Here is a 26,134-nt window from a genome sequence, read left to right as displayed (position 1 = left end):
GATCGGCGCTACCGTGGAAGGCATGGAGACCTTCCCGAAGATCATCTCGGTGGACGACCACACGGTGGAGCCCGCTCATGTCTGGCGGGACCGGCTCCCGTCCAAGTACCTCGACCGCGGCCCCCGGATCGTTCGCGCACCGCTCAAGGAAATGACCTTCATGGGCGGCAAGTTCGCGCCTGTAATGGGTGCGAAGGGCGACGACGGGCCGGTCGGCGACTGGTGGGTGTACGAGGATCTGCACCGCCCGCTCACCCGGCTCGACACCTCGGTCGGCTACGACCGGGACGAGATCAGACTTGAGGTCATCACGTACGAGCAGATGCGTCCGGGCTCGTTCTCGGTCCCCGACCGGCTCGCCGACATGGACGTCAACCACGTCCAGTCCGCCCTCTGTTTCCCCACTTTCCCGCGCTTCTGCGGTCAGACCTTCACCGAAGCGAAGGATCGCGAGCTGGGGCTGCTCGGGGTGCGGGCGTACAACGACTGGATGGTGGAGGAGTGGTGCGGCCCCGAGGCGCGGGGCCGGCTCATCCCGCTCACCCTGATCCCGCTCTGGGACGCCCGGCTGGCCGCGGACGAGGTCCGCCGGAACGCGGCGCGCGGTGTGCGCGCGGTGGCGTTCTCCGAAATACCTCCGCATCTCGGGCTGCCGTCCATTCACACGGACGAGTGGGATCCGTTCCTGCGGGCCTGTGACGAGACGGGCACGGTGATCGCGATGCACATCGGCTCGTCCTCGAAGATGCCGTCCACGTCGGCCGACGCCCCGCCCGCCGTCGGGTCCACCATCACCTTCGCCAACTGCTGCTTCTCCATGGTCGACTGGCTGATGAGCGGCAAGTTCGAACGCTTCCCGAACCTCCGGATCATGTACGCGGAGGGCCAGATCGGCTGGATTCCGTACATCCTGGAACGCGCCGACGTCGTCTGGGAGGAGAACCGGGCCTGGGGCGGTGTCGCCGACAAAGTCCACCGTCCGCCGTCCGAGCTGTTCGCCGAACACGTCTACGGCTGCTTCTTCGATGACGCCTTCGGGCTGAGGAACCTGGACGCGATCGGCGTCGGGAACGTCCTGTACGAGACGGACTACCCGCACTCCGACTCCACCTGGCCCAAGTCGCGCGAGGTCGGAGAGGCGCAGATGGGGCATCTGGCCGCCGATGTCGTGGACCGGATCGTGCGCCGCAACGCGATCGAACTGCTCGGGCTGACGGACGACGGGCTCTGGGCCGGGCCCGGGGGAGGGCGATAGGGGATGCGAAAGAACATGACACCCGGGGGGTGGGGTGTCACGTTTCTTTCGGGGTGTGGGTTCTCGGCCTTGGTTGGTCGGAGGTGACGGTGGGGTGCGGAAGAACGTGACACCCGGGGGGTGGGGTGTCACGTTTCTTTCGGAGTGTGGGTTCTCGGCCTCGGCCGGTCGGAGGTGACGGTGCGGTGCGGTGCGAAAGAACGTGACACCCGGAGGCCGAGGTGTCACGTTCTTTCCCGACCTGCGGGACCTTGGGAGGGTCAGGCCCTGGCGACCGGCTCCTGGAGTTCCGTCACCCACTTCTCCTGGTCCTCGGGGCACTCCAGGCTCACCTCACGGGCGTACCCCGCGGACCGGTAGCCGTTGGCGTCGATCCAGTGGGCCAGGGCCTGGGCCGTCGGCAGCACGCCGTCCATCGAGCCCCGGTGCACCGCGGTCGCCGCCTCGAACGGGGGCAGCTCGACCACCGTGATCCCGGTGTCCCCGAGCGGGCCCAGCGGGGCGGAGACCGTCACTCCGGCGTGGACGACGACCGCGCCGCCGCCCTCCGGGGCATCCTCGTAGTGCGCGATCCCGGGGCCGCTCGGGCTGACGCCCACCGTGCCCAGCAGCGGGAAGAGCCGGTCGTACAGCGGGCCGATCACCGGAGTGATGTCCTCCGGTTCGAAGCCCACCGCGGTGCCGGTCAACTCGGCGACCCGTACCGCTGCGACGTTCTTGACCACCACATCGTCCGCAGACATGTGTCCCTCGCTCTCGATCGACCGGAGCCTCGCCTCGACCTGCGCGAGCCGCGCGGCTGCCGCCGCCATGGCCTCCTCCAGCTCCGCCCGCCGCAGCCGCAGCATCCCGCGCAGCTCCTCCGGCCCCACCTGCTCATCGAGGATGGCCCGCACCTGCTGGAGCGTGAAGCCGAGGTCCTTGAGAGCGATGATCCGGTTGAGGCGGGCGAGCTGGGCAGCGCCGTAGAAGCGGTAGCCGGTGACAGGGTCGGTGCGGTCGGGGCGCAGGAGCCCGATGGCGTCGTAGTGACGCAGCATCCGGGCCGACACCCGTCCGTACCGGGCGAAGTCTCCGATGGTGAACATGATGGCTCCACTGCACTGCTTCACACGGTGTCAAGGTCAAGCGCTGCGGTGCCGTGGCGCCGAAGCGCCCCGGCGCCCACTTTCCGGAAAAGGCAGGAGCCCCGTTCCCCGCCGAAGCGGAGGAGCGGGGCTCCTTGGGTACTGCTAGCCGGCCGCGATCGGCCGACCCGGGCAACTAGGCCGGGGTGACGTTCTCAGCCTGCGGACCCTTGGGTCCCTGAGTGACGTCGAAGTTCACGACCTGGTTCTCCTCGAGGGAGCGGAACCCGGACGCGTTGATCGCGGAGTAGTGAACGAAGACATCCGGGCCGCCGCCGTCCTGGGCGATGAAGCCGAAGCCCTTTTCAGCGTTGAACCACTTGACGGTTCCGGTAGCCATAAGCCCTCCTTGGGCCAAAGGGTTGCCCTGCTCCAGAACCTGCAAAGAAGTCTGAAAACTACAAAAGCCTGCGGGTTACATGCTCCGCAGGCTCTGTACTGCAAGGGAAACCAAACTGCAACTTGCGTCGAGCCTAGCACGCAGCGTGTAGGGAAGGGTAGAGGGAAAGATCACTTCACCCGGATGTTTGATTGACGTGGCGACGACCTGGCGAAGTGGCTGTCCCGGAGGGTGTCGTGAAGGCGTCGCGGAGGCGTCTTCACGGGGTACGGCAAGGCTTCGGCAGGCTCCCCGGGGGTGGCACGGGGGAGGCGCGGGAGGAAGGCGCGGGAGGAAGGCGCGGCGGCGACACCGCGCGCACCCGGTGCCGCCCGGACGGCACCACGGGTCTAGCCTCCCGATGTGGACAATTCAACCGTCTCAACCGTCGCAGGCGACGACCGTCGCAGCAGGCCGCGCGTCGGCCACATCCAGTTCCTGAACTGCCTCCCCCTGTACTGGGGGCTGGCGAGAACCGGAACCCTGCTCGACCTGGAGCTCTCGAAGGACACCCCGGAGCGGCTCAGCGAGCAGCTGGTCAGGGGGGATCTGGACATCGGCCCCATCACGCTGGTCGAGTTCCTCCGCAACGCCGACGACCTGGTCGCCTTCCCGGACATCGCGGTGGGCTGCGACGGGTCCGTCATGTCGTGCGTGATCGTGTCGCAGGTGCCGCTGGACCAGCTGGACCGGGCCCGGGTCGCGCTCGGCTCCACCTCGCGCACCTCCGTGCGCCTGGCCCAGCTGCTGCTCGCCGAGCGGTACGGGGTCAGCCCGGACTACTACACCTGCCCGCCGGACCTCGGCGTGATGATGCAGGAGGCGGACGCCGCCGTGCTGATCGGCGACGCCGCGCTGCGCGCCAACCTGCACGACGCGCCCCGGCTCGGCCTCCAGGTCCACGACCTGGGCCAGATGTGGAAGGACTGGACGGGGCTGCCGTTCGTCTTCGCGGTCTGGGCGGCCCGCAGGGACTACCTGGCGGCCGAACCCCACCATGTGGGCAAGGTGCACGAGGCGTTCCTGGCCTCGCGGGACGTCTCGCTGGAGGAGGTCACCAAGGTCGCGGAGCAGGCGGCGCGCTGGGAGGCCTTCGACGCGGAGGTGCTGGAGCGGTACTTCACGACCCTGGACTTCCGCTTCGGCCCGGACCAGCTGGCGGGCGTACGGGAGTTCGCGCGCCGGGTCGGTCCGACGACCGGCTTTCCGGCGGACGTGAAGGTCGAACTGCTCGGCGGCTGACGCGCGACGGGGCGAGGCGGGGCGGGGCGCTCGCCGCCGCACCGGACGAGGGAATGGGCCGGGGTATAGGTGAATCCCGTACTTCCGGGTCGGATATCGCTTCCCGCCCCTTCTCCCGGTCCTTCTCCTTCTCCGGCCTTCTCCCGGCCCGGCTATCGAATCGATTCGGGTTAATACGCGTCGAATAGTCGATTCCCGGATGGTGTCCGGGGTGAGTCCCGGTCGTGTACCGGAATCGCTCGGGTGAACGACGCATTCACGCCTTTTGTTGTGTCGAAAGCCGTTGTTCGTTCCCTTGGGGGTGAAATCGGCGGATGGTTTCCTCTGTGACCCGATGACCTTCGCCCCCTAGGCTTCGGTCGGAGGTCCGGCCGGTCCACAGGGGGGAGTCCACATATGCAGCCGCTGGAAGCCGGAGAACCGCTGACCATCGGTGCCTACCGATTGCTCGGCAGGCTCGGTGCGGGTGGCATGGGCCGGGTCTATCTGGGGCGCAGCGCGGGCGGACGCACCGTCGCGGTCAAGGTCGTGCACCCCCACTTCGCCCTCGACGAACAGTTCCGGGCTCGCTTCCGGCGCGAAGTGGACGCGGCCCGGCGGATCGGGGCGCAGTGGACGGCGCCGGTCCTGGACGCCGACCCGGATGCGCCCATTCCGTGGGTCGCCACCGGCTACGTGGCCGGGCCACCGCTCTCCGCCGCGGTCGCCGAGCACGGGCCCCTGCCCGAGCACGCGGTACGGACGCTGGGCGCCGGACTGGGGGAGGCCCTCGCGGCGGTGCACGCACAGGGCGTCATCCACCGTGACGTGAAGCCGTCCAACGTGCTGCTCGCCCTCGACGGCCCCCGCCTCATCGACTTCGGCATCGCCCACGCCATCGGTGCCACCGCCTCGCTCACCTCCACCGGGGTCTCGGTCGGCTCGCCCGGGTACATGGCACCGGAGCAGATCCGGGGGGTGGAGATCTCGGGCGCGGCCGACGTCTTCTCGCTCGGCGCGGTGCTCGCGTACGCGGCGACCGGTGCCGCCCCCTTCCTCGGCGACTCCTCGGCCGTACTGCTCTACAAGGTGGTGCACGAGGAGCCCGAGCTGGGAGAGCTGGACGGGGAGCTGCGGGACATCGTCGCCGGGTGCCTGGAGAAGGATCCGGAGGACCGGCCGACGCCGACGGAGCTGGCCCGGCAGCTGGCGCCGGGCGGAGCGGCCGCGCTGGTGGCGGCGGGCTGGCTGCCCGGCCCCCTGGTGCGCGAGGTCAGCCGGGCGGCGGTCGCGCTGCTGGACCTGGAGCCGCAGGACGCGCCGGTGCAGTCGGGGCCGGTGCCGTTCAGCGGTGCGGCGTGGGGCGCCCGCGGTCCCCACAGTGCGGAGGGCGGGAACGGCCCGCACGGCGGGGGCGGTGCGGGCGGTGGATTCGGCCCGCCGTTCGAGCCGTCCCCGTCGCACGAAGCGGCCCGGCCACCCCGGCCGAACGCGCCGCCCTCCTGGCCCGCGACCGCCGGGGCGGCCGACGCGGCCGGGCCGTCGGGATCATTCGGGCCGGCCGGGGCGTCCGGGCTGCCCGGGCAACGGGCATCGGACCTCCGTTTCTCCGCCACCGTCGGCGCGGACTCCGGCCCGCCCCACCCCGATGCGCACCGCGGCCGACGACTGAGCTGCACCGTCGCCCTCGCCGTGGCGGGCGCGCTCGCCGCCGTGACCGTGGGCAGCGCGTACCTCTTCGACCTGATGCCGGGCGGCCGCGACCGGAACACCGCCGAGCACGGCGACGGTGTCCGTACCCCGGGCGCCACACCCCCCGCAGGATCCCCGCGCCCCTCGGACTCGGACTCGGGTACGGGTGGCGCCGGCGGCACGGACCAGGTCACCGAGGTCCCGAAGGAGTTCATCGGTACCTGGAAGGGCCCGCTCACCGAGAAGACCACCGGGCAGTCGCACGGCACGCTCACCGCCGTGTTCACCGCCGGGAAGAAGGGCACGGACGTGGTCCGCATGACCACGGAGGTCTCCGCCCTCGGACTGACGGTCCGCTGCAACAGCGTCGCCCGCCTCTCCTCCGGCACGGAGCAGGAACTGGCGCTCCGCGAACGGGCCGACCCCACACGCCCCAGCGACCCGACCCTCTGTACGTCCACCACCACCGATGTCCACTTCACACGCGCCGCCGACGGGACCCTCGGTTTCCGGTCCGAGGAGAGGGCCGCGGGACTCCCGTACGGCACGCTCAGCCGGTCCGGCAGCTGACTCCGACAGGCGCTGGCGTAGGGTGAACCGGTCCGTAGATCCGTTGAAAAACCGCCGAAAGGTGACAGCCCGGTGACCGAGAAGGCCGACCTTCAGCCCATCCTCGACCGAGCCGCCGAGGGCGGTCGGATCACCCCGGAGGAGGCGCTCGACCTCTACCGGTCGGCGCCGCTGCACGCGCTGGGCGCGGCCGCCGACGCCGTACGCCGACGCCGATACGCCGGTACGGAGCACATCGCGACGTACATCATCGAGCGCAACATCAACTACACGAACGTGTGTGTCACGGCCTGCCGGTTCTGCGCCTTCTACGCCGCGCCCAAGGACACCGCCAAGGGCTGGTCCCGCGATCTCGACGACATCCTGCGCCGCTGCGCGGAGACCGTCGAACTCGGCGGTACGCAGATCATGTTCCAGGGCGGACACCACCCGGACTACGGCGTCGAGTACTACGAGGAGCACTTCTCCGCCATCAAGAAGGCGTACCCGCAGCTGGTCATCCACTCGCTGGGCGCCTCCGAGGTCGAGCACATGGCCCGGATCTCCGGGGTCTCCGTGGAGGAGGCCATCCAGCGCATCCACGCCGCCGGTCTCGACTCCTTCGCGGGAGCGGGCGCCGAGCTGCTGCCGGCCCGGCCGCGCAAGGCGATCGCCCCGCTCAAGGAGTCCGGGGAACGCTGGCTGGAGATCATGGAGGCAGCGCACCGCCTCGGTGTCGAGTCCACCTCCACCATGCTGATGGGCACCGGCGAGACCAACGCCGAGCGTATCGAGCACCTGCGGATGATCCGCGACGTACAGGACCGGACGGGCGGCTTCCGCGCGTTCATCCCGTACACGTACCAGCCGGAGAACAACCACCTGAAGGGCCGGACGCAGGCGACGCTCTTCGAGTACCTGCGGATGATCGCCATCGCCCGGATCTTCCTGGACAACATCGCGCACATCCAGGGCTCCTGGCTGACCACCGGCAAGGAGGTCGGCCAGCTGTCGCTGCACTACGGCGCCGACGACCTCGGCTCGATCATGCTGGAGGAGAACGTCGTCTCCTCGGCCGGTGCCAAGCACCGCTCCAACCGCCTCGAAATCATCGATCTCATCCGCAAGGCGGGCCGGGTCCCGGCGCAGCGCGCCACGACGTACGAGCACCTCGTCGTGCACGACGACCCGGCGAACGACCCGGTCGACGAGCGCGTGGTCTCGCACATCTCGTCCACGGCGATCGAGGGCGGCACGGCTCACCCGGAGCTGAAGCTCCTCAACGCCAACTAGCCTGCCCATGCTGACGATTCACGCCGCCGACGCGGTGCACGGTGCCCCGGACGGGGTGGACTCCGTGGCCGTGGACGGCGGGGTGGTCGTCGCCGTCGGCGCGTACGCGGAGCTGACCGCCGACCGTCCGCGGGCCCGGATCCGGCGGTGGTCCGGCCTGATCACCCCGGGACTGCTGAACGCCGCGGCACCGGCGCTGCTGGAGGCCGCCTACCACCCGGACCCGCGCGAGGCGGACACGCTCGGCAGCGAACCGCTCACCGGCGACGCCCTCGCCGCGCTCGCAATGGACGACGCCCGGTGGGGCGCGAGTGCCCGGCGCGGGCTGCAACGCATGCTGCGGCACGGCACGACCGCCGTCCGGGGCCCCTTCACCCGCCCCGCCGTACGCACGGCGGTCGCCCGCTCGGGACTGCGCGTCCACGCGCCGGGCCCGGCGCCGGAACCCGTCTCGCTCGACCCGTTGGCGTCCGTGCCGGAGCCGGCCGACGTGTTCGCGGCGGCCCTGGCCGTCGGCGCACCCGCGGATCTGGCGGTGTTCGCCGTACGTGACGGGGCGGCGCTGCGCACCGCGGGCGCCGGTAGCTGCACGGCGACGGTGCTCGGCGGACGGCTGGTCTTCCGCCTCAGCTGAGGCCGGGGGCCGTCACGGTACGGAGGGGCCGCCCAGGTAGTGGCCCTCGGCGTCGTACGGCCAGGCGTTGGAGACGCACCCCTTCAGGCCGTAGATCTGCTGCATCATCGCGGGGGCGGGGCGGCCCTTGCCCGGACAGGTCTCGTGGCCGTGCCCCAGCCAGTGTCCGACCTCGTGGTTGATGATGAGGGCCCGGTAGTCGGCGAGCGGGCCGTGGAACTCGGGCGATCCCTGTTGCCAGCGTTTGAGGTTGACCATGACGTCGGTGCCGACCCGGCAGTTGACCTCGCCGTGGGTGTCGAGGCCGCTCTGCCCGCAGATGGCGTCGGTGGTCCGGGGGGTGGCGATCCGTATGACCAGTCCCGCGGGGCCTTCGGCGACCTGGCGGAAGGTGTGCTCGCCGTGGTGCGACCAGCCCCGCGGCGCGGCGAGGACGCGGGCGATCTCGGCGGCGGCCCGGTCGGGGTCGACGCCCGAACCGTCCTCCACCTCGACCCGGTAGGCATTGCCCCGGCCCTTGCCGGCACCCGGGGCGTCCTTGCCGGCACCCCCGGTGCCCGAGGTGCCCGAGACGCCCGCGCGGGCGACGGTGAACCTGCCGATACCCGCCGGGCTCCCGGACGCGGACGGCTCGGCCGCCTTCTCGTCACCGCCGCCGCCCCACCGGGGCCCCACCACCGCGGCGGCGCAGATCAGTGCCACCGGGACGAGAACGGCGACGATCAGCCGGTTCCGGCCCTGCTCCGGCCGGAACCGCCGGCGCGCACCCTGTGCGGACATCTGGGTCCCCCCCTGGCTCCCGGTGGCTCTGTGCTCCCCCTGTACTGAGGGCCGGTGGACCGAATCGGTTCAGTCCGCCCGCGCGTGAGTCACGACCGGCGCGAAGCATCGCAGACCGGGCTGCTTGAATGGGCGGGTGACCCGAGCTTCCCTGGACAAGCAGCCGCACGAAGTCGCCACGATGTTCGACGGCGTGGCGGCGAACTACGACCTCACCAACGACGTGCTGTCGCTCGGCCAGGCGCGGCTGTGGCGCAAGGAGGTCGCGAAGGCGGTGCACGCCCGTCCTGCGGAGAAGGTTCTCGACCTGGCCGCGGGCACGGCGACGTCGTCGCTGCCCTTCGCCGCGACGGGTGCGTACGTCGTGCCCTGCGACTTCTCCCTCGGCATGCTGCAGGAGGGCAAGAAGCGCAATTCCTGGCTGCCCTTCACCGCGGGCGACGCCACCCGGCTGCCGTTCCGCGACGAGACCTTCGACGCGGTGACGATCTCCTTCGGGCTGCGCAACGTCCAGGACACGGACGCGGCGCTGCGCGAGCTGTACCGGGTGACCAAGCCGGGCGGCCGGGTGGTGATCTGCGAGTTCTCGCACCCGACGTGGACGCCCTTCCGCACGGTGTACACCGAGTACCTGATGCGGGCCCTGCCGCCGGTCGCGCGCGCGGTGTCGTCCAATCCGGACGCGTACGTCTACCTCGCCGAATCGATCCGCGCCTGGCCCGACCAGGCCGGGCTCGCGGCGAAGCTCCAGCGGGCCGGCTGGTCGAAGGTCGCCTGGCGCAACCTCACCGGCGGTGTGGTGGCGCTGCACCGGGGCGTACGTTCCTGAAGCAGCGCTCCGGTGACCCCTGTGGGCGGGAACCGGGCGGTGGGACAGGGCAGTTCCGCTCCCTCCCCGCGCAGCTGTGCGGAGGGGCGGCGCAGGGCCCGGCCGACATCGGGGAGCCCTTCGGGAGGTTGCCCGGCGGGCCCCCATAGACTGCACGGGACAGGTGCCGCGCGGCACGCGATTTCGAGTCTTCGGGAGATCCGACCGTGACCGAGCCCCTCTCCGGACACAGCGCGGATGTGATCGTCGTCGGGGCAGGCCCGGCCGGATCCACGACCGCGTACTACCTCGCCAAGGCCGGGCTGGACGTCCTGCTTCTGGAGAAGACGGCCTTCCCCCGGGAGAAGGTCTGCGGCGACGGTCTCACCCCGCGCGCCACCAAGCAGCTCGTCTCCATGGGCATCGACATCTCCGAAGAGGCCGGCTGGCTGCGCAACAAGGGGCTGCGCATCATCGGCGGCGGCGTGCGCCTCCAGCTGGACTGGCCGGATCTCGCCTCGTACCCGGACTACGGACTGGTCCGCAAGCGCGACGACTTCGACGAGCAACTGGCCCGCCAGGCGCAGAAGGCGGGCGCGCGGCTGTACGAGCGCTGCAATGTCGGCGCCCCGATCGTCGACGACCGCACCGGCCGCATCACCGGCGTCAACGCGAAGCTCGGCGAGGAGAAGACCCCGGTCACCTTCCACGCCCCGCTCGTCGTCGCGGCCGACGGCAACTCCACCCGGTTGTCACTGGCGATGGGCCTGCACCGCCGCGAGGACCGCCCGATGGGCGTCGCCGTGCGTACGTATTTCACCTCCCCCCGCCACGACGACGACTACCTGGAGTCGTGGCTGGAGCTGTGGGACCGCCGCGGCCCCCAGGACCGGCTCCTGCCCGGCTACGGCTGGATCTTCGGCATGGGCGACGGCACGTCCAACGTCGGCCTCGGCATCCTCAACTCCTCCTCCGCCTTCCGGGAACTGGACTGGCGCGAGGTGCTCAAGGCGTGGTGCGCCTCCATGCCGGAGGACTGGGGCTACACCCCGGAGAACATGACGACGCCGATCCGCGGCGCCGCCCTCCCGATGGCCTTCAACCGGCAGCCGCACTACACCAAGGGCCTGCTGCTCGTCGGTGACGCGGGCGGCATGGTCAACCCGTTCAACGGCGAGGGCATCGCGTACGCCATGGAGTCGGGCCAGATCGCCGCGGACGTCATCGTCCAGGCCCACGCCCGCGCGACCCCGGCCCAGCGCGAACTGGCCCTCACCAACTACCCGAAGGTGCTCAAGGAGACCTACGGCGGCTACTACACGATGGGCCGCGCCTTCGTGAAGCTGATCGGCAACCCGAAGGTCATGAAGGTCGCCACCCAGCGCGGACTGACGCACCCGCTGCTGATGAAGTTCACGCTGAAGATGCTCGCCAACCTGACCGACCCCACGGGCGGCGACGCGATGGACCGGATCATCAACGGTCTGTCGAAGGTGGCCCCGAAGGCCTGAGAAGCACCCCCGGACCGGCCATGGTCGGTCGTGCTCAGTCGGTGAGCGCGGCCGTGGCCGGTCCTTTTGCTGTACGTATGCCCATGGAGGAGCAGCTGTCGCTCCGTGGACGCCGACGGCCGCCGTGGTGATTCGGCGCCGGCGCAGCGCCCATCCGCACACCGCGCCACTGGCATCCGGCCAACTTCCGTACACCAAAGCCACGTTTATCCCGCAAGTGCCGCAAGTGCCGCAAGTGCCTGCCGGCCCGCACGGCACCGACGCGCATTGCGCACGGTGACGGCTCTGTGCCACGTGCACGAGCGGCCGGCGAGCCGGGCACGATGACGGTGCGTGTAGGTACGGATACTCAGGGCCGGTTTGAGTGATCGTGCGGGCATGACGCAGCGCATCCGTGCGTAACGTCTGTGTCGGCGATCTCGGCGAGCACAGCGGACGCAACTGGGGCGCTTACCCGGGCGACGCCCGGGTCACGGGGGAGGACACGCGCATGGCGTGGGACGAGTGGGAACAGCTCAAGGCGCAGGCCGTCGAGCGGCACACCACCCATATGCAGATCAACGGCCTTCGGGGAGAGCGCGGTGACGCCGAGCCGTCCGGCGGTGGGGGCGGTACCGGCAGGCTCAAGCACAAGGGCGGCCCTTGGACGCAGGCGGCCGGCACGGCGGATGGTCTCCAGACCAGCACGATCACCGCAAAGACCGACCTGCGCAGAGCTCACGACGGCACTGCCGGCGGTCTGGCCGGGCTGTCGAGCCTCGGAGCACTCACGTCTGTGCTCACCTCGTGGGACGAACGCCTCGGTCGTGTCCGTGCGGAGTGCGGTTCTCTGGAGCCGAAGCTGCGGCAGGTGGCCGTGGACCTCGCCGAAGTGGATGCCGAGGTGGGGGACAGAGTGAAGGCGGTCACGGTGCCGGGCACGAGGAGGGGCGAGTAGACCATGGCCACAGCATCCGGGCTGACATGGCAGCGGCTCCGCGACCTCGAACTGTCGGAACTGACCGATGCCGCCGACGGCTGGCGCGCGGCTTCCGTGTTCGCCGACGCTGCTCGCGAACGCGTCGACGGCGACATGAGCGGCAAGCTCACCAAGACCCAGGACAGCGAGTCCGCCCGAGCAGCCGTCAAGCGATTGAAGCGACTGAGCGAGAATTACCACTACGTCCGCACCGAGACCGGCCTCGTCCGAGGCGCCCTCGACGGGCTCGCCAGCGAACTCGGCACCCCACAGCGTCGGCTGCGCGAAGCCCTCGACGACGCCGTTTCTCTCGGATACACCGTCAACGACAACGGCAGCATCGACTACCCGGCCGGCGGCAAGAACGAGATGACCGGCGAGACGATGCCCGGCGGCTCCGTGGTGGGCAACAACGGCCTCATCGGGGCTGGAAACCCGGGGTTGTACCGCGATGTCAACGGCATGCTGGACCCGGCTCTGGGCCCGGGTGGTCCTGTGCTGAAGAGTCCCAATCCGCACCGTGCCAAGGCCCAGGACGTCGCCGACCGCCTCGCCCATGCCTTGCGGGAAGCACGCGAGATCGATGAGCGGTACAGCTCGGCACTCAACAAGCTCAAGGCAGCCCCGGGCCTCACGGTCGACTCCAAGACGTGGGCGGGCATGGCCTTGGACGTCGATGCGGTGAGCCAAGCCGCCCACAACTACGTGGAGGAGCACCTTCCGCTCGACAAGTCGCCCGCGGAACGCAAGAAGTGGTGGGACCGCCTCGGCAAGGAGCAGCGGGACGAGTACATCTCCGCGTTTCCGGAGCTGATCGGGAACTTGGACGGGATTCCGGTGTTGGTGCGTGATGAGGCAAACCGTGAAAATCTTCAGATGCTCATCGGGCAACTCGACGGGAAGCACGATGGCGCTTCCCGAGACATGCTGGGCGGTCTGAAGAAGATCCAGGAGAAGCTGGAGAAAGGCAGCGAGCCGCCGATGTACCTGTTGGGCATCGGCGACGAGGGAAACGGCCGCGCGATCATCGCCTATGGCAACCCCGACACCGCCGACAACGTCTCCGCGTATGTCCCTGGGCTCGACACAAAGTTGGACGCGGATTTCGCCGGCGGAACGGTCAACCGAGCGCTGCAGACAGCCCTTGGTGCGCATCATGCTGATCAGCTCAGCAGAACCTCTTCGATTGTGTGGCTCGGATACGACGCGCCGCAGATGACACCGAGTGATCTGGCCAGCGGTAAAAGCGTGATGTTCACGAACGATGCCCAGGCGGGAGCCCCTGACTACAACGCGTTCATGGAGGGGATCTCCGCAACGCACGAGGGCGGCGACCCGCACGTCACCGCCATCGGACATTCCTATGGCTCCCTCACGGTCGGGCTCGCAGCTCAGGAGAAAGGCGGCATCCCCGGCGCCGATGACATCATCCTGGTCGGAAGTCCCGGCACCGGCGCGGACAATGCCCAGGACCTCAACGTGGGTAAGGGCCATGTGTACGTGGGCGCAGCCGACAACGACGTCGTCACCAAACTCCCGAACCACGACGAAGTATCTGGCATGGCCTCCGGCGCGGTCGGCGGCGGGTCGGCCGGATTTGTTCTGGGAGCCGGCATGGCAGGCCCGCCGGGAGCGGTTATCGGTGGCGGTGCCGGGGCCATCGTTGGAGGCATCGGCGGCTACATGGCCCAAGACGCACAGACCGACCCCAGTGAGCATTGGTTCGGTACCGACCCGGCAAGTAAGGATTTCGGAGCCACGCGGTTCATGGTGGACGACGGGGCAACCATCGTGGAAGACCGCGGAGAGTTGTCGGCGCATTCGAATTACTTCAACCCGGCGAAAGATCAGGCCTCGGCCGACAATATTGCCAAGATTGTCGTTGGAAAGTCGGACAAGATCAGCTTGGAGACGCCTCGATGAGGATTTTGAGAGCCGTGGTGCTGGTGACTGGAGCGCTGCTCCTGGCCGGATGCGGTGTATCGGGCGAATCGACTGGGCGGGAGGTAAAGATGAACATGCAGGATGCGGCGGTACGAGCGGACGAAATCCTCGACGGGACATTCGCCGCCATCAAGCCGCCGGTGCACTGGACGCACGAGCAGTCGACTGAAGGGGGATGTGACGTACAAAGGAGCCGAGCTGTCATGACGATCATCTCGGAGGAACACCGGGGGAACTTCCTGGGGGTGATCGAGCGCTACTGGGAGAGCCAGGGATATAAGCAGCTCTCAGTGAACAACTCGGATATGCCGGCCATGTACTACAGGACGCCCGACGGATTCAATGTGCGCGTGCTGATCGGTGGTGCGGGGCAAGCCTTTTTTGAAGTTGCGACGCCTTGTGTGAATGCTTCCGAGGTTTCTCCGCCGAAGGCGGAGACGGTTGGCCCGAACTATGCAGGAAAGAAGACCCCCATTCCTGACGTCAGGTCGGATTTCTGGTCCGTGAAGAGCTCTCCCTCTTCCCGTACGTGACGCTTGGGCAGGGCGGCGGCCTCTGCCGGGTGCCTCCGCGTGCTGTGCAGCCGTGTGCTGCCGCAGGTGATGCGATGGGCCGGATCGGCAATGGGCTGTCCAAGGTGGCCCCGAGGGCCTGAACCGCCCCCGGGACCGGTGGTCGCCGCGCTCAGTCCATGAGTGAGGCGATGATGATCCGCTGTATGTACGCGATGCCGGAGTCGGTTCCGGTGGGGTTCAGCGAATAGACCACCCGGTGTCCGAGATCCGGGGTGGCGAAGAACCCGTTGTCCCAGCCGGGCCGCGACCCCGTCTTTCCCCAGACGGACTGTCCGTTCGGCAGCGTGTACCGCATCAGTCCGCCGACGCTGAAGCAGGCTTCCCCGTCGGGGCAGCTGGTGTTGGTGGTGGCACTGTCCACGCGGGGGACCGCGAACACCAGCTTCTGCTGGGCGGGCGGCAGCAGCCTGCCCCGGAACAGAGCGGTCAGGAAGCGGTCCAGGTCGGCGGCGGTGGAGATCATGCCGCCCTCGGCCCACGGGTACGGGCTCTGCTCGGTGACTTCGTCCCCGTCGACGTACACCCGGGCGTGCGGCGAGGGAATGGTCGGGTCGTCGGCAGCGGGCAGGCTCGTGTGACGCAGTCCCAACGGCCGGATGATGCGGTGCCGGAGTTCATGGGTGAAGGAATGGCCGGTGACCTTCTCGACGATCAGCCCGAGGGCGAACGCGTTGAGCCCGTTGTACTGCTGTACGGAGCCCGGATCGGGCGGTGTCTCCGAACGGTCCGCCGCGGCGGCGAACGATGCGCTCAGCAATCCGGCCGGGGTCACCGACCGCAGCCACCAGCCCGCACCGTCGTCCGGGCCCGGAGTCCTGGCGGGCCGCGGAAAGCCGCTGGTGTGGTCGAGGAGCTGGCCCACGGTGACCTGCTCGTATGTGGCAGGGACGAGCGTCGGCAGGTAGGCGCGGACGGGGGTGTCCAGCCCGATCCGCCGCTCGGCCACCAGCTGGAGGACGATGGTCTGGGTGAAGATCTTGGTGGTGCTGCCGATCCTGAAGTAGGCGTCGGGGACGACCGGCCCCATGGCCGCGCCGACACCGTCCCGCCTGATCAGTGCACCGGTGTAGACCGATTTCGGCAGCGCGTCGACGATGTCCTGCGCGGACGGGCTCGCGGGGGCGGTCGCCCCAGCGGTGTCCGGGCGGGGTTCCGCCGCCGTCGCGGGCAGGGTCGCACCCAGGACGAGGGCGGTGGCGACGAGGGCGGGGGCGAGACGGCTTCGCATGGGCTGGCTCCAGCGGGGAGAGTTCGGCGGATGCCCTCAACTCTCCTTTGTTACCTGGACGTTGACGATCGGGAATCACCCTGATGCGTCCCTGAGTGATCCTCGCTGTCCCCTTGGGGAGTCTCCCCCAGGCCCGAGTGGCCCCGGGAGCCGCAGGCCCGCAGGCCCGCAGTCCCCCCGGAGCCGTGGACCCGCAGTCGCCAGGGGCTTGGGGGCCGTCCTGGGCGGGTTCCTGCCGGCCCGTCGCGGCCGACCGGGTCGCCGCGTGTCCTACGACCGTTGACCGGCGTCCGCGTGCGGACGCCGGTCGTCCGCGTCCTCCTCGGCGCGCCGGCCGCCGGTGGCGACCACACGCCCCCCGGTCCGGGGCCGCATCAGCCGCATCCGGGCCAGCACGTCGGTGATGGCGAAGTCGTAGCGGGGCTGGAGCAGCAGAAGCAGGCCCAGTCCGCTGACGAACGCGACGGCGAACAGCATCCAGGACTTGGCGCCCCGCGCCGAGTAGGCCACGATCCCGAACGAGAACAGCGCCGACCAGAAGTACATGAGAAGGACGGCCCGGCGTTGCGAGTGCCCGAGCTGGAGCAGCCGGTGATGGAGGTGCCCCTTGTCGGCGGAGAAGGGGGACCGTCCGTTCCACGTACGCCTGACGACGGCGAGCACGAGGTCCGCGACCGGCAGCGCGATGACGGACAGCGGAAGCAGCAGCGGAATGTAGACCGGCACCATCGCGGCCGACCCGGACGTACCGTCGACGGTCTGCTTGAGGAGGCTCGGATCGACCTCGCCCGTGACGGAGATGGCGGACCCGGCGATGAGCAGCCCGAGCAGCATGGACCCGGAGTCCCCCATGAAGATCCGGGCCGGGTGCGTGTTGTGGACCAGGAAGCCGAGGCACATGCCCACCAGGATCGCGGAGATCAGCGTGGTGGCCGCGGCGGCCTCGATCCCGTAGCCGTACCAGAGACGGTAGGCGTACAGGAAGAACGCCGTCGCCGCGATGCCCACCGTCCCGGCGGCCAGCCCGTCGAGCCCGTCGACGAAGTTGACCGCGTTGATGGTGAAGACGATCAGTCCCACGGTCAGCAGGGTGCCCTGCCAGTCGGCGAGGTAGATCCCGTCGGTGCCCGGCACCGGGAGCCAGAGGATCGTCAGCCCCTGGAACGCCATCACACCGGCGGCCAGCAACTGCCCGCCGAGCTTGACCAGCGAATCGAGCTCCCACTTGTCGTCGAGCACCCCCAGCAGCCAGATCAGCGTGGCACCGGACAGCAGCGCCCGGGGCGTCGAGCTCTGGGTGAAGATCTCCTCCAGGTACGGGAGGTGCGAGGCCACCAGGTATCCGGCCAGCAGCCCGCCGAACATGGCGATGCCACCGAGGCGTGGAGTGGGTTCGCGGTGGACGTCACGTGCCCGGATCTCGGGCATCGCCCCGATGGCGATGGCGAACTTCCGTACCGGACCGGTCAGGAGATGGGTCACCGCTGCCGTGATGAACAGCATGAGCAAGTAATCCCGCATGAACGACCCCACATCCCGGCCCGGATCAGCCGTTATCTGAACAGACAGAGGTCACTCACCGCGCCCCGTCGACCCTAACGCACTCGGTTTTCCGACGAGGTGGGCCAGGGGGGCGTACGTTCCACTCCAGGTGGCGGCCCTTGCGGAGCAGGAGGACGAAGCCGCATGGCTCGCCGCGATGGAGTGCGGCCCGGGGCGGGGGAGTGGGCGTGGGTGTGGACGTGCGGGCATGTACGCACGGTCGACCGCCCGATCGCGGCCCGTCGGGAACACGGCTCCAACCAGCCGTGGGCGCAGGAGAGTTGCGACGCCGCGTATGGGGCCGCTCCTGAGATCGGATCGGCGTCGGCGACGTACGGTGACGGTAGCGTCACCCGTGGCGTCGGTGCAAGCGTGCTCCGGGGCAAGTATGTGTTTCGGGTGTTCCGGACGCACGACAGCCCCCGTCCGTCCGGACGAGGGCTGCTCGATGGAGGCCTACTGAACGAAGCGGTCGAACTCGCCTGCCTTGACGCCTTGGATGAACGCGGCGAACTTGGCCCGGCTCGTGGTGGTCACCACGCTCGGATCGTCGCTCTCGCGCATCAGGATGTCGTCGGTGTGCCGCGCCACCTCGATGCACTGCTCCCCGCCGCCGCCGGAGAACGACGACTTCTGCCACTCGATGTCTGCGCTCATGCTGCGGATTATCACAGGTCCCGCGCGATGTGGTGAATGAAGCTCTGTGACTCCTCGGGCGCGAGACTGACCCGCTGGGCGAAGTCGAGTTGCATGCCGTACCGGCTCAGATCTGCCACGGCGTCCAGCTGCACGCCACCGAACGGGGCGTCGATGTGGACGGTGTCCAGTTGTGGCACGACCCCGCCCGCGTACAGGACGGTCTGTGTCACCTCCACGAACTGTTCGCTGGCGAACGGGATCACGCGGACCGTTACCTCTGGCCTGCCCGTTGCCTCCAAAAGGCGTTCCAGTTGTCCGCGCGCGACCTCCCGGCCGCCGACTCTCATGCGCAGGCCGGCTTCGTGAACGATGACGTCGAACTTCGGCGGCACCTCGCGGTCGAGCACGGCTTGCCGACGCATGCGATGTTCGACTCTCGCTTCGACCTCGTCCTCGGGCAGCTTGGGCAGGACCCCTTCGAACAGTGCCCGCGCGTACTGGGGCGTCTGGAGCAGCCCGGGCATCGTCACGGACTGGAGGCAGCGCATATGGGTCGCGTGGTGTTCCAGCTCCGCGATATTCAGGAAGCCGGGTGCGAGTATGCCGCGGTACTCGTCCCACCAGAACTGGCCGCGGTGCTCCCGCGAGATGGCGCAGAGTGCCTCGATCAGCGCGCTGTCGCCGCAGGCGTAGAAGCTGGCCAGGCGGCGGATGCGATCCTCGCCAATGCCAGTGCGGCCCGCCTCTATGTGACTGATCTTCGCCTGGTCGGCGGAGATCAGTCCGGCAGCTTCGCGAGCGGTCTTGCCGGCTCGCTCACGCAACTTCCTCAGCTCGCCGCCCAAGCGGGCTTGGCGGGTAGTCGGGTTGTCCCTCGGCGGCATGTCACCCTCTCCTGTCTGCACATAGTTTTGCAGGACCACTGGAAGCGATGGCTCTCGTTCACCCAGTCGTGTGAAGCCAAGCAACATTATTGCTCCGGAGCATGATTGCCCCCTACGGTGCGGAGGGTGCAGTACCGCCTATCCGGTCCGAAGTGCAGCCGCTCGAAAGCCAGTTGAACGCGCCTCGCGCGTACACGCGGCCGATGCCACGGACCGGGATCACGGACACGTGAGTTGGGAGACCTCGGCATGACCCCCGTAACCGCCCCTCCGCCCCCGGCCCCCTACCTCCCCCAGCGCGGGGAGCGCTACCGTCTCGTCGCGCCGAACAGCCGCACCGCGCCCAGACTCGTGCGGGACTTCGTCGGGACGTTGTTGTACGTCACCGAGCACCCCGCCCTCGCGGACGACGCGCGCCTGTGCGTCAGTGAGATCGTCACCAACGCGCACTGCCATACGCGTTCGCCGTTGATCCGGGTGGACGTCACGGTCAATCGCAGGCAGGTGACCGTGTACGTGACGGACGACGATTCCGGCTCGCTGCCCAGCCCTCGGGACGCCGTGCACCCGGAACAGGACGAACACGGGCGCGGGCTCGTCCTCGTGGACGCCCTCGCCGCCCGCTGGGGATCGGCGATCAGCGGCGGGCCGCACGGGCCGGACGTGAAATCCGTCTGGTTCACGCTTGTCGAATGACGTCTTCGGAAGAAGGCAGAGCCCTGTCGGGGCCGGAGTACGCCCATGCCGCGCCCACCACGAGCGTCGCCGTCGCGGCGCCGAGGAGCATGAGTGCCGACACGGACACGTGGTCGAGGACGGCTCCGCCGGTCAGGGCGCCGAGGGCGAGTGTCGCCTGGAAGGACGCGGTGAAGAGGACGGACGCCGCTTCGGGTGCGTCCGGCGCGGCCTTGGCGAACCAGGTCTGCGAGCAGACCGGCACCGCACCGTAGGCGACGCCCCAGACGATCAGCAGCGCGACGGCTCCGGCCTGCCATTCGCCCAGGACCGGGAGCAGCGCGGTCGCGGCGGCGATCAGCCCGGCGGCGAGGGCGATCGCGGCGCGCGGCCGGCGCGAAACGAGTGCGCCGCCGACGAAGTTGCCGACGATCCCGGCGGCACCGTAGAGCAGCAGGAACACCGTGATCAGTACGGGGCCGGCATGAGTGACCTGTTCCAGGAAGGGAGTTACGTACGTATACGTGGCGAAGTGTGACAGAACGATGAGGAAGGTGAGGAGCAGTGCGAACCGGGTTCCGCTCCGGCCGAGCACGGCACGCAGCACGCTCGCCCGGGTGGCCTGTGCCGGGGGCAGGGCCGGAACCACCAGGAGCATCAGGACCAGAACGGCCACGGTCACCACCCCGACCACCGCGAATGCCGTCCGCCAGCCGGCCAGGTCGCCGATGAACGTGCCGACGGGGACGCCGAGTACGGAGCCCAGCGGGACCGCCGAGAAGATCACCGCCGTCGCTCTGCCCACCGATGCCGGGCGGACCAGCCGTCCGGCGAGTCCGGCCCCGATCGACCAGAAGCCGCCGATGGTGATCCCGACCATCACCCGGGCGACCAGGACGAGGCGGTAGTCCGTGGCGGCGGCGGTGAGGAAGTCGGCCAGGGCCAGCAGGAGCATGAACGCGCAGAGCATCACCCGGCGGTCGACGCGCGCCGTGGCGACGGTGACCAGGGGCGCGCAGACCGCTGCGAGGAGTCCGGGCATGGTCAACATCAGGCCCGCCGTGCCGTCCGAGACGGCGAAGTCGGAGCCGATCGAGGTCAGCAGGCCGATGGGCAGGATCTCGGTGGTGACGATCGAGAAGATGCCCAGCATGACGGAGACCACGGCGAGCCGACCGCGTAAGGGAGTGCGGGGCGAGCGTGCGGTGCGATCGGAGGGGGTGGTGGCCGCGGTGGTCATGGTGGGTGCCGTCCTGTGCTCGGTGACGCGAGGGTTGTTCGCCCCAGTTCACAAGCAGTGGTGGACGGTGTCCGGCAGGTTCGCGACGTCAACGATGTCCGCCGCGCCGATGTCGTGTTCCGGCGGATCCGGGCCGGGACCCCGAGCGGTGCGGGCACGCCGAAGGGCCGTCGCTCCCGAGCGGGGGAGCGACGGCCCTTCGGCGTCTTCACGCGCGCCTGCGCGCGCTCACGCGTGCTTGTGCGCGCTCACGCGTGCTTGTGAATCAGAGAACGCGGACCGCGCCCGACGGCGGGTCGTAGGACAGCGGGCGCTGCACCACACCGGTGCTGGAGTTCTGCGCACCGACGAACTGGCCGCCGCCCACGTACACCCCGACGTGGTACGCGCTGCCCGCGCCGCCCCAGTAGAGGATGTCGCCCGGCTGGAGGTTGCTCAGGGAGACCTGGGTGCCCGCGGTGGACTGGGCCTGCGAGACGCGCGGCAGGTCGATACCGACCGAACGGAAGGCTCCCTGGACGAGACCGGAGCAGTCCCACGAGTTGGGGCCGGTGCCGCCGGGCACGTAGGCGTCGCCGACCTGGGCCTTCACGAAGGCGATGACGGACGCGGCGGAGCCGGTCGCGCTCGACGAGGAGGACGAGGAGGACGAGGACGAGGACGAGGCGGCGGTGGTGCTCGCGGTCGAACCGGAGGTCGCGCTGAGCGTCGTACGGGCGGCGGTGCGGGAAGCGCGCTCGGCGGCCTCCGCCTTCTTCTTGGCGGCGGCCTCCGCCTTCTTCTTGGCCTCTGCCTTGCGGACCGCCTCGGCCTTGGCCTTCTTGGCGGCCTTGGCCGCGGTGGCGGCTGCGGCGTCCTCCTGGGCCTGCGTCTGCAGGTCCTGGGCGACCTGCTGCGTGGCCTGGGCGGACGCGGCGACGGCGGTGGAGAGCCCGGAGGTGATGGTGGGCATCTCGATGGTCTGGGTCACCGGCTCGGCCTGGGCCGGACCGGCAGCGCCTGCGACCGCGATGGTGCTGAGGACGCCACCGGCAACTCCGGCCCGCAGCGCCGTCTTCGGCGCGTTTCGGCGGGGCTTCCGGTGGCTGGGTATGTGAGCGGTGTGGGACATGAGTACTAGCGCTATCAGGGCTCCGGGGCTCCCATCAAGAAACGTGTGTTGCGACACAGTTACGTACGGAATCTGTGAATCCGCTTTCCGGCGGCCCTTATTGACGCCGTAACGGGCAAACCGGGCAGTGTCGATCAACGCTGTGATCACGGACTTTCGGCAATACGCCCGAATTGCCCGCCACTTACCATCCGCTCACACCGATGGCCAAGCCCGCTTTTGTCGGAGCCGCGACAGGGTGACGCAGGTCACAGCGAGATCGGGACGTGAGCGCGGCGTGACCGCGGCGTGAGGGGTGCGGGTGCGCCCGGTACCCCGAGGCTCCTGATTCCGGGCCCCGATTCCGAGGCTCCCGATTTCCGAGGCCCTCGATTCCGACGCTCCCGATTCCGAGTGCGCCCGGCGTCCCGGGTGCCCCTGGATCCCGAGCGCCCCTGGGCCCGGGTACTCCCGGCGTCCCGAGCGCCCCCGGCGCCCCGAGCGCACCCGGTATCCCCCGAACGCCCCTGGCGACCCGAACGCCCCGGCGCCCTGGCACCCCGAGTGCCCCCGGTGGCCCCGGTAGCCCCGGCACCCCGGCACCCCGGTACCCCGGACGCCCCCGGCGCCCCGAGTGCCCCCGATCCCGGGTGGCCGCGCATCCGTCCTGCCCGTTCACCCCGGCCATTCGTCCCGAAGATCGTGAATACGTGCACACGTCCACTTCGCTCCCCCGGAACCCTCGTCGGGGTGAGCCCAGAGTGGGACGGATCCCCATATCACGTGCCGACCGTCCATTGCCAATTTGCTTCTGCGGGTATCTGATTGTTAGAGGAAAACCTCCTTGACCAGCGAAGACAGCATGAGATGTCACGTCTCGTGATCACTCGGCCGCTTTGCGTACGAAGATCACCGCTCAGACGGCTTCGTGGCCCTTCGCCTGGTGGTGGAGATCACAAACTCGTTGTCGTACCCCGTGTCGCAGATCACAGGACGGCGGGCATAGGATGCGGGGCAGTCGGGCTTGTGAACTGCCTCACATGTGCACGATCTTGGTGGGGTGGCGAGCCGAATCGCCCGATGCGGTCCAACGGTCAAGGACGACTGGAAGGAGCGAGGAGCGTGAATGCCTACGCGCCCATCCTCGTGCTCGGCGCCCTCGGGGCAGGGTTTGCGATCTTCTCCGTGGTCATGGCCACGCTTATCGGCCCGAAGCGGTACAACCGAGCAAAGCTCGAAGCGTACGAGTGCGGTATCGAACCCACCCCGACTCCGGCCGGAGGCGGCCGCTTTCCCATCAAGTACTACCTGACGGCGATGCTCTTCATCGTCTTCGACATCGAGATCGTCTTCCTCTATCCCTGGGCGGTCACCTTCGACGCCCTGGGGATCTTCGGGCTCGTGGAGATGCTGCTCTTCGTGCTCACCGTCTTCGTCGCCTACGCGTACGTATGGCGTCGCGGCGGCCTGGAATGGGACTGAGGGGCTGAGGGGCACACCATGGGACTCGAAGAGAAGCTGCCGAGCGGCTTCGTGCTGACCACTGTCGAGCAGGCCGCCGGCTGGGTACGGAAGTCCTCCGTCTTCCCGGCCACCTTCGGCCTCGCCTGCTGCGCCATCGAAATGATGACGACCGGGGCCGGGCGCTACGACCTGGCCCGTTTCGGCATGGAGGTCTTCCGCGGATCGCCACGGCAGGCGGACCTGATGATCGTGGCAGGGCGGGTCAGCCAGAAGATGGCGCCCGTCCTGCGGCAGGTCTACGACCAGATGCCCAACCCCAAGTGGGTGATCTCCATGGGGGTTTGCGCATCATCGGGCGGAATGTTCAACAATTATGCCATTGTTCAGGGTGTTGATCATATTGTCCCGGTTGATATTTATTTGCCGGGCTGCCCGCCGCGGCCCGAGATGCTGATGGACGCGATCCTCAAGCTCCACCAGAAGATCCAGACCTCCAAGCTCGGGGTCAACGCGGAGGAGGCCGCCCGCGAGGCGGAGGACGCGGCCCTCAAGGCACTGCCCCTGATCGAGATGAAGGGGCTGCTGCGGTGAGTGAGAACCCGAAGCACGACGAGACGGACAACAACGCCGTGCCCGCGCCGCGCGACGAGACCGGCGAGGTCGTCGGCGTACGCAAGGGCATGTTCGGCGCCAACAACGGCGGCGACACCTCCGGTTACGGCGGCCTCGTCCGCACGGTGACCCTGCCCGGCGCCACCTCCCGCCCGTACGGCGGCTGGTTCGACGAGGTGGCCGACGAGCTGGAGGGGGCCCTGGAGGAACAGGACCTGCTTCCCGTCAACGCCATCGAGAAGGCCGTCGTCGACCGCGGCGAACTCACCTTCCACATCGCTCGCGAGCACCTCGTCCGGGTCGCCCGGACCCTGCGCGACGACCCGGCGCTGCGCTTCGAGCTCTGTACGGGGGTGAGCGGCGTCCACTTCCTCGGCGACAAGGGCCGTGAGCTGCACGCCGTCTACCACCTGCGCTCGCTCACGCACGGCCGGCTGATCCGCCTGGAGGTCTCGGCCCCGGACAGCGATCCGCACATCCCGTCCCTCGTCGAGATCTACCCGACCAACGACTGGCACGAGCGCGAGGCCTACGACTTCTTCGGGCTCGTCTTCGACGGGCACCCCGCCCTCACCCGGATCATGATGCCGGACGACTGGCAGGGCTTCCCGCAGCGCAAGGACTATCCGCTCGGCGGCATCGCCGTCGAGTACAAGGGCGCCCAGATCCCGGCTCCGGACCAGCGGAGGTCGTACTCCTGATGACTACTCCCCACGCAACACCTCGGGCGACGACCGAGGGGACTGTATATACAGTCACCGGCGGCGACTGGGACGAGGTCGTCGAGTCGGCGGTCAAGTCCGACGACGAACGCATCATCGTCAACATGGGCCCCCAGCACCCGTCCACGCACGGGGTGCTCCGGCTGATCCTGGAGATCGACGGCGAGACCGTCACCGAGGCCCGGTGCGGCATCGGCTATCTCCACACCGGCATCGAGAAGAACCTCGAATTCCGGAACTGGACCCAGGGCACCACCTTCGTGACGCGCATGGACTACCTGACGCCGTTCTTCAACGAGGCGGCGTACTGCCTGGGCGTCGAGAAGCTGCTCGGCATCGAGGACCAGATCCCCGACCGGGCGACCGTCCTGCGCGTGCTCCTGATGGAGCTCAACCGGATCTCCTCGCACCTGGTGTGCATCGCCACCGGCGGCATGGAGCTCGGCGCCACGACGATCATGATCTACGGCTTCCGCGATCGTGAACTCGTTCTCGACCTCTTCGAGCTGATCACCGGCCTGCGGATGAACCACGCGTTCATCCGGCCCGGCGGACTCGCCCAGGACCTGCCGCCCGGCGCGATCGACCAGCTCCGCGAGTTCGTGAAGACCATGAAGAAGAACCTGCCGGAGTACGACAAGCTCGCCACCGGCAACCCGATCTTCAAGGCCCGCATGCAGGACGTCGGCTACCTCGACCTGACCGGCTGCATGGCGCTCGGCGCCACCGGCCCGATCCTGCGCTCCGCCGGACTCCCGCACGACCTGCGCAAGACGGACCCCTACTGCGGATACGAGAACTACGAGTTCGACGTCCCCACCGCCGACAGCTGCGACGCCTACGGCCGCTTCCTCATCCGGCTGGAGGAGATGCGCCAGTCGCTGCGGATCATCGAGCAGTGCATCGACCGGCTCGCCCCCGGACCGGTGATGGTCGCCGACAAGAAGATCGCCTGGCCGGCGCAGCTCGCGCTCGGCCCGGACGGGCTCGGCAACTCGCTCGACCACATCAAGAAGATCATGGGCACCTCCATGGAGGCCCTGATCCACCACTTCAAGCTGGTGACCGAGGGCTTCCGGGTCCCGGCCGGACAGGTGTACACCGCGGTCGAGTCGCCCAAGGGAGAGCTCGGCGTCCACGTCGTGTCGGACGGCGGCACCCGCCCCTACCGGGTCCACTTCCGCGACCCGTCCTTCACCAATCTGCAGGCCATGGCGGCGATGTGCGAGGGCGGCCAGGTCGCCGACGTCATCGTCGCCGTCGCGTCCATCGACCCCGTGATGGGAGGCGTCGACCGGTGACCGAAGCACGT

At 69.1% G+C, this 26,134-nt stretch carries 24 protein-coding genes; 15 read left to right on the top strand and 9 right to left on the bottom strand.

The features are described from left to right. The first annotated feature begins 22 nt into the window (after window positions 1–22). A complete protein-coding gene (locus tag ACFVT1_RS01800) occupies window positions 23–1,255 on the top strand; it encodes an amidohydrolase family protein (protein WP_362195659.1) in 1,233 nt (410 codons plus the stop codon). Between the two features lie 260 nt (window positions 1,256–1,515). Here the strand turns inward: ACFVT1_RS01800 and ACFVT1_RS01795 are convergent, their stop codons facing one another. After that, window positions 1,516–2,343, bottom strand: a complete 828-nt coding sequence (locus tag ACFVT1_RS01795; RefSeq protein ID WP_389791549.1) for a MerR family transcriptional regulator — start codon at window positions 2,341–2,343, stop codon at window positions 1,516–1,518. 175 nt (window positions 2,344–2,518) lie between these two features. Further along, a complete protein-coding gene (locus ACFVT1_RS01790; protein ID WP_003967102.1) occupies window positions 2,519–2,722 on the bottom strand; it encodes a cold-shock protein in 204 nt (67 codons plus the stop codon). 402 nt (window positions 2,723–3,124) lie between these two features. Between ACFVT1_RS01790 and ACFVT1_RS01785 the strand changes: the two genes are divergently transcribed. The 4 genes from ACFVT1_RS01785 (at window position 3,125) to ACFVT1_RS01770 (ending at window position 8,150) form a co-directional block, all read left to right on the top strand. Beyond that, window positions 3,125–4,003 carry a menaquinone biosynthesis protein gene (locus ACFVT1_RS01785; RefSeq protein ID WP_362195665.1) on the top strand — a complete coding sequence of 293 codons (879 nt, stop codon included), beginning with the start codon at window positions 3,125–3,127 and terminating at the stop codon, window positions 4,001–4,003. 396 nt (window positions 4,004–4,399) lie between these two features. Beyond that, a complete protein-coding gene (locus tag ACFVT1_RS01780) occupies window positions 4,400–6,244 on the top strand; it encodes a serine/threonine-protein kinase (protein WP_389791547.1) in 1,845 nt (614 codons plus the stop codon). 72 nt (window positions 6,245–6,316) lie between these two features. After that, window positions 6,317–7,516: a cyclic dehypoxanthinyl futalosine synthase gene (gene mqnC, locus ACFVT1_RS01775; protein WP_389791545.1), complete on the top strand. Its 1,200-nt coding sequence runs from the start codon at window positions 6,317–6,319 to the stop codon at window positions 7,514–7,516. Between the two features lie 7 nt (window positions 7,517–7,523). After that, window positions 7,524–8,150 carry a hypothetical protein gene (locus ACFVT1_RS01770; protein ID WP_389791543.1) on the top strand — a complete coding sequence of 209 codons (627 nt, stop codon included), beginning with the start codon at window positions 7,524–7,526 and terminating at the stop codon, window positions 8,148–8,150. A gap of 12 nt (window positions 8,151–8,162) precedes the next feature. Here ACFVT1_RS01770 and ACFVT1_RS01765 read toward each other — a convergent pair whose 3' ends face one another. Next, window positions 8,163–8,930 (bottom strand): DUF3152 domain-containing protein, encoded by a 768-nt coding sequence (locus ACFVT1_RS01765; protein ID WP_389791541.1) that lies wholly within the window; start codon window positions 8,928–8,930, stop codon window positions 8,163–8,165. Between the two features lie 136 nt (window positions 8,931–9,066). Here ACFVT1_RS01765 and ACFVT1_RS01760 point away from each other — a divergent pair, with 136 nt between their 5' ends. From ACFVT1_RS01760 to ACFVT1_RS01740, 5 genes are all read left to right on the top strand, one after another. Next, window positions 9,067–9,759: a demethylmenaquinone methyltransferase gene (locus tag ACFVT1_RS01760; RefSeq protein WP_389791539.1), complete on the top strand. Its 693-nt coding sequence runs from the start codon at window positions 9,067–9,069 to the stop codon at window positions 9,757–9,759. 206 nt (window positions 9,760–9,965) lie between these two features. Next, window positions 9,966–11,249, top strand: a complete 1,284-nt coding sequence (locus ACFVT1_RS01755; RefSeq protein ID WP_362195683.1) for a geranylgeranyl reductase family protein — start codon at window positions 9,966–9,968, stop codon at window positions 11,247–11,249. A gap of 394 nt (window positions 11,250–11,643) precedes the next feature. After that, complete coding sequence (locus ACFVT1_RS01750; RefSeq protein ID WP_389791537.1) at window positions 11,644–12,186, top strand: amino acid ABC transporter permease; 543 nt, start codon at window positions 11,644–11,646, stop codon at window positions 12,184–12,186. A 3-nt stretch (window positions 12,187–12,189) separates the two neighbouring features. Next, window positions 12,190–14,130, top strand: a complete 1,941-nt coding sequence (locus ACFVT1_RS01745; RefSeq protein ID WP_389791535.1) for an alpha/beta hydrolase — start codon at window positions 12,190–12,192, stop codon at window positions 14,128–14,130. Window positions 14,131–14,219: 89 nt separating this feature from the next. Then, complete coding sequence (locus ACFVT1_RS01740; protein ID WP_389791533.1) at window positions 14,220–14,684, top strand: hypothetical protein; 465 nt, start codon at window positions 14,220–14,222, stop codon at window positions 14,682–14,684. A gap of 151 nt (window positions 14,685–14,835) precedes the next feature. Here ACFVT1_RS01740 and ACFVT1_RS01735 read toward each other — a convergent pair whose 3' ends face one another. The 4 genes from ACFVT1_RS01735 to ACFVT1_RS01720 all read right to left on the bottom strand — a co-directional run bounded on the left by ACFVT1_RS01735 (window position 14,836) and on the right by ACFVT1_RS01720 (window position 19,019). After that, the gene (locus tag ACFVT1_RS01735) at window positions 14,836–15,954 is read right to left on the bottom strand and encodes a serine hydrolase domain-containing protein (RefSeq protein WP_389791531.1); all 1,119 of its coding nucleotides are present in this window, start codon (window positions 15,952–15,954) and stop codon (window positions 14,836–14,838) included. A gap of 270 nt (window positions 15,955–16,224) precedes the next feature. Further along, the gene (locus ACFVT1_RS01730) at window positions 16,225–17,475 is read right to left on the bottom strand and encodes an MraY family glycosyltransferase (RefSeq protein ID WP_389791530.1); all 1,251 of its coding nucleotides are present in this window, start codon (window positions 17,473–17,475) and stop codon (window positions 16,225–16,227) included. Window positions 17,476–17,952: 477 nt separating this feature from the next. Beyond that, window positions 17,953–18,153, bottom strand: coding sequence for a DUF397 domain-containing protein (locus tag ACFVT1_RS01725; RefSeq protein ID WP_389791528.1), 201 nt, complete (start codon window positions 18,151–18,153; stop codon window positions 17,953–17,955). Window positions 18,154–18,164: 11 nt separating this feature from the next. Further along, the gene (locus tag ACFVT1_RS01720; RefSeq protein ID WP_389791526.1) at window positions 18,165–19,019 is read right to left on the bottom strand and encodes a helix-turn-helix domain-containing protein; all 855 of its coding nucleotides are present in this window, start codon (window positions 19,017–19,019) and stop codon (window positions 18,165–18,167) included. 249 nt (window positions 19,020–19,268) lie between these two features. Between ACFVT1_RS01720 and ACFVT1_RS01715 the strand changes: the two genes are divergently transcribed. Further along, window positions 19,269–19,715, top strand: a complete 447-nt coding sequence (locus ACFVT1_RS01715; protein WP_389791524.1) for an ATP-binding protein — start codon at window positions 19,269–19,271, stop codon at window positions 19,713–19,715. On the opposite strand, the gene ACFVT1_RS01710 is transcribed toward ACFVT1_RS01715, so the two are convergent. Next, window positions 19,699–20,934: an MFS transporter gene (locus ACFVT1_RS01710; RefSeq protein ID WP_389791522.1), complete on the bottom strand. Its 1,236-nt coding sequence runs from the start codon at window positions 20,932–20,934 to the stop codon at window positions 19,699–19,701. The genes ACFVT1_RS01715 and ACFVT1_RS01710 overlap by 17 nt on opposite strands. A gap of 265 nt (window positions 20,935–21,199) precedes the next feature. Then, window positions 21,200–22,045 (bottom strand): C40 family peptidase, encoded by an 846-nt coding sequence (locus ACFVT1_RS01705; protein ID WP_389791520.1) that lies wholly within the window; start codon window positions 22,043–22,045, stop codon window positions 21,200–21,202. Between the two features lie 1,101 nt (window positions 22,046–23,146). On the opposite strand from ACFVT1_RS01705, the gene ACFVT1_RS01700 reads away from it, so the two are divergent. From ACFVT1_RS01700 to ACFVT1_RS01685, 4 genes are read left to right on the top strand one after another with little or no spacing between them, the layout of a single operon-like run. Beyond that, complete coding sequence (locus ACFVT1_RS01700) at window positions 23,147–23,506, top strand: NADH-quinone oxidoreductase subunit A (RefSeq protein WP_003992243.1); 360 nt, start codon at window positions 23,147–23,149, stop codon at window positions 23,504–23,506. A gap of 18 nt (window positions 23,507–23,524) precedes the next feature. Continuing rightward, a complete protein-coding gene (locus ACFVT1_RS01695; protein ID WP_189546875.1) occupies window positions 23,525–24,079 on the top strand; it encodes an NADH-quinone oxidoreductase subunit B family protein in 555 nt (184 codons plus the stop codon). Beyond that, complete coding sequence (locus tag ACFVT1_RS01690; RefSeq protein ID WP_389791518.1) at window positions 24,076–24,801, top strand: NADH-quinone oxidoreductase subunit C; 726 nt, start codon at window positions 24,076–24,078, stop codon at window positions 24,799–24,801. The genes ACFVT1_RS01695 and ACFVT1_RS01690 overlap by 4 nt, the downstream gene beginning before the upstream one ends. Beyond that, the gene (locus ACFVT1_RS01685; protein WP_389791516.1) at window positions 24,801–26,123 is read left to right on the top strand and encodes an NADH-quinone oxidoreductase subunit D; all 1,323 of its coding nucleotides are present in this window, start codon (window positions 24,801–24,803) and stop codon (window positions 26,121–26,123) included. The genes ACFVT1_RS01690 and ACFVT1_RS01685 overlap by 1 nt, the downstream gene beginning before the upstream one ends. Window positions 26,124–26,134: the final 11 nt, after the last annotated feature.

Origin of the sequence: Streptomyces sp. NPDC057963 (genome assembly GCF_042887155.1) — a bacterium.
Lineage (GTDB): Bacteria > Actinomycetota > Actinomycetes > Streptomycetales > Streptomycetaceae > Streptomyces.
This window is presented reverse-complemented; position numbering and strand designations above follow the sequence as displayed.